Below are 3,438 nucleotides of genomic sequence, written 5' to 3'. Positions count from 1 at the left end.
TTGCCCGGCGCCCCCCCCGCCGCTCCGGCTCCGGCGCCCGGCTCCGGTACACACCCGCGGAGCGGGCGCAGGTGTCCACGGGCGCCGTCGCCCCGGAGCACGGCCGGCGGGGGCCGGGCTCCGAGCCGCTCACCTACGGATTCTCCCGCCCGCGCCACCTGCCCGGACAGGCCCACAACAGGCCCGGATTCCGATTTGGGCCGTTGGACCCTCTCTAGGGTCCACGGGCCCAGCATCGCGCCCACCGTCCGACGCCGTGCGGTGGAGCGGTGGGGCCTTCGGAGGGCGCCCGGGCCGTCGGCGGGCGGTGCGGCTCACGTCCGGATGGCGTCCGCGGAACCTTCGTCGTTCCCGGCCGCCATCGCCCGCCCATGGCGGCCGTTGGAGGGCGGCCGACGGCGCCCCGCCTTCAAGCAGGGCGCCGGTCAGGACGCCGATGCCGAGGCAGGGCCACCCCGGCACCGCCACGATCGCACCGGCCCGGTCGGACGGAGATCCCGCGGACGCGGCCCCCGCCCACGGGAGTCGAACGGCCTTCGTCCACGCAGGTCGGCACTGCGATGCGGCCCCCGGAGGCCGGGCGGTCCCGTCCCGGAGCCGCAACGACCGCGCCGAGCCGATCGAACGAAGGCCGCACCCCTCCGGCGGACGCCCCCCACCGACTCTCGTACCCCCGCCTCACCACCCGTCTCCGCGCCGACCCCGAGGGAGCGCCCATGGCACCCGTCGCCGCCACCGAGATGCAGGCCAAACGCCTCGCCGCGCAGGCAGGCGTCCCCGTCCCCCGCGGCACCGCGCACCGCACCCCCGCGCAGGCGGGCACCGGCGCCGCGTCCCTGAGACCGCCGCTGGTCCTCAAGGCCTTCGGCCCCGGCCTCCTGCACAAGTCCGAGGCCGGAGCCGTGCGCCTCGGCCTGGACGGGCCCGATCAGGTCCGCGCGGCCGCCGAAGAGATGCTGCGGGGCCTGAAGGCCCAGGGCCTCGCCCCGGACGGCTTCCTGGTGGAGGAGCAGTGCCCGCCCGGCGCCGAGGTCATCGTCGGCGCCGTCGCCGACCCGTCCTTCGGCGCCCTGCTGCTGGTGGGGCTCGGCGGGGTGTGGGCCGAAGCCCTCGACGACACCGTGGTCCTCCCCTGCCCCCTGGAGCCCGGCGAGGCCGCGCGCCTACCGGACCGGCTGCGCGGCGCCGCCCTGCTCCGCGGGGCGCGCAGCGCCCCTCCGGTGGACCGGGCGGCCCTCGCGGCGGTGGTCGAGGCGGTCGGCGGCCCCGGCGGGCTGGTGGAGCGGCTCGGCCCGGCCCTGTCCTCCTTCGAGCTGAACCCGGTCATCGCCGGGCCGGAGGGGGCTGTGGCGGCCGACGCCCGTCTGCTGGCCGCCGACGGTCTCCCGGTGCCCGAAAACCTGCCCCCGGCGGGCACGGGCGGGCACGCGCGTGAGGACGGCGCCCCTCCCACCGACTTCACCCGCCTGTCGGCGCCGCGCGGGGTCGCCGTCGTCGGCGCCTCCACCCGCGGCCGGGGCTTCGGCAGCATGTTCCTGTCCCACTACCGCTCGTCGGGCTACCCGGGCACGCTCGTCGCCGTGCACCCGACCGCCCGCGAGGTGGACGGCGTCCCGGCGGTCCCGTCACTGGCCGAGGTCCCCCCGGAGACCGACTACGCCCTGGTCGCCGTCCCGGCCGCCGCCTGCGCCGACGCCGTCCGGAAGGCGCGCGGCATCCCGTTCGTGCAGGTCGTCGGGGACGGCTTCGCCGAGTCCGGGCCCGAGGGCGCCGCCCGGGAGGCCGAGCTGGTCGCCGCCGCCCGGCAGGGCGGGGCGCGCCTGCTGGGCCCCAACTGCATGGGCGTCTACTCCCCCGCGGGCGGCCAGACCTTCCTGGGCGGGCCGCCGGGCGCGCCGGGCCGGGTGGGCCTGGTCGCGCAGAGCGGAGGGCTGGCGGGCGAGGTCGTGCGGGTCGGAGAGCGGCGCGGTCTGCGCTTCTCCACCGCGGCGACCGTCGGCAACGCGGCCGACGTGGGCCCGGCCGAACTGGTCCGGCACCTGCTCGGGGACCCGGGCACCGGGGTGGTGGGCCTGTACGTGGAGCGCCCGCCGGACGGCCGTGCCCTGGCCCGCGCCCTGCGCGCGGCGCGGGGGCGGGTGCCCGTGGCGGTCCTGGTGGGCGGGCGCACCCGGCTGGGGCGCCGCGCCGCGGCCTCGCACACCGGCGCCCTGGCCGGGGACGCGCGCGTCTGGGAGGGGCTGGCCACCCGGTGCGGCTTCGCGCAGGTGCGCAGCCAGGAGGAGCTGCTCGCGGTGCTGGAGATGTTCGACCTACAGGCCGGGCGCCCGGCGGGTGGCGGGCCGGAGGTGCTGATAGCGGGGCCGAGCGGCGGGGCGGGGGTGCTGGCGGCCGACGCCTTCGACGCGGCGGGAGCGGCCCTGCCGCCGCCGGGCCCGGAGGCGGAGGAGGCGCTCCGCGCGGCGGTGCCGCGCGCGGCGCCGGGCAATCCTCTGGAGATCCCGCTGGGACCGCTGGGCCCGAAGGACCTGGCTCGGGCGGCGGTGGCGGCGGTATGCGGCGCCCGCCCGTACCCGGACGCGGTGGCGCACGCCAACGTGCAGAGCTTCGCGGCGTTCGCGCCCCCGCCCGAGGGCGAGGGCGGTGCCGGGGGCGGGGGCGGGGGCGGGAGCGGAGACTCGTCCACGGCCGAGGCGGTGCGCGCCGGGCTGCTGGAGTACGTGGGTCATCTGGGACACCTGCAGAAGGAGGTCCCGACGACCCGGGTGTCGCTGGTCCTGCGCAACGTGGAGTGCGGCCCGCCCGACCTGCTCGACACCCTGCGCCCGGCGGCGCGGGAGGCGGGTATCCCGTGCTTCACATCGATGGAGACGGCATCGGTGGCGGTCATGGCGGCCAAGGGTTTCGCAGCGGCGCGGGACGAGGAAGGCGGGGAGGGCGGCCAGGCGGGGCCACACGAATCGGCCTGACCCCCGTCCGCTCGGGCCATGGCGGGAAGGACGCGCCAAGCGCCCGGGCGACGAAGAGAGGTCGGAGGCCCTTCCGGCAGCGCTGTCGGGCGGCGGGGGTGCGCGTGGTCGCCGTGACGGGCGGCGACGGCGAAAGCGGGGCGGTTCCCCGGCCCCGCCTGCCGGGCGGCGGGCCCCTCGTAGTCCGGAAAGGCGGCGGCACAACAGGTCCCCCACTTGCGGGCTTCGGCCGTCCGCCGGGCCGCCGGGGTGCAAGGGAGAAGGCGGCGACGGCCAAGGTCGGAGACCCTTCCGGCAGCGCTGTCGGCCGCGCGGCGTGTGCATGGTCGGCGTTGATGGCGGCAACGGAGAAAACGGGGTGGTTCCCCGATCCTGCTTGCCAGGTGGCGGGCCCCTCGTGGTCCGGGAGAGCGGGCGGCCCAGCTGGTTCCCCACTCGCGGGCCCCGGCCGGGCGGCGGGCCGCCAGAA

1 protein-coding gene is annotated in these 3,438 nt (G+C 78.7%); it reads left to right on the top strand.

Going from position 1 to position 3,438, the window contains the following annotated elements:
- Positions 1-716: 716 nt before the first annotated feature.
- A complete protein-coding gene (locus tag D476_RS0107540) occupies positions 717-2,969 on the top strand; it encodes an acetate--CoA ligase family protein (RefSeq protein WP_017623341.1) in 2,253 nt (750 codons plus the stop codon).
- Positions 2,970-3,438: the final 469 nt, after the last annotated feature.

This window comes from Nocardiopsis chromatogenes YIM 90109, from assembly GCF_000341185.1.
GTDB lineage: Bacteria > Actinomycetota > Actinomycetes > Streptosporangiales > Streptosporangiaceae > Nocardiopsis_A > Nocardiopsis_A chromatogenes.
The sequence above is the reverse complement of the archived record's forward strand: the minus strand, read 5'-3'. Positions and strand labels throughout refer to the sequence as shown.

Excerpts from the sequence above, each read along its gene's own strand:
- D476_RS0107540 (WP_017623341.1), top strand. The coding sequence starts at position 717 with ATGGCACCCGTCGCCGCCACCGAGATGCAGGCCAAACGCCTCGCCGCG.